1 protein-coding gene is annotated in these 247 nt (G+C 46.2%); it reads right to left on the bottom strand.

Annotated elements, in window-relative coordinates:
- Positions 1-247: hypothetical protein (locus AACW90_RS23155; protein WP_390239403.1), on the bottom strand; the 247-nt coding region annotated here is incomplete at both ends.

Genomic DNA, 247 nt, shown 5'->3' with positions numbered 1-247 from the left:
TGTCGTTGCTATCATTGCCCGTATAAACAAGAACGGTTTTGCCGTCATCGCTCACCTTCACTGAAGTCTGTTCGTTATTGCTGGTTAAACTGTTCCAAGCCACATTATTTTCAACGGCGATATTAAAGGTGACAGATTCAACATCGTCACTGCCTTGAACAACGGCAACGGTTAAGTCCCCGCCGGTAATCGTTTGAACGCCTTGTGTTTCAGTGAAAGTAACATTGCTATCGGTCGCGGTTGCGAG

Source organism: Vibrio frigidus, from assembly GCF_042465995.1.
Lineage (GTDB): Bacteria > Pseudomonadota > Gammaproteobacteria > Enterobacterales > Vibrionaceae > Vibrio.
Note: the sequence above shows the minus strand (reverse complement) of the source record. Positions and strands in the feature narration are given on the sequence as shown.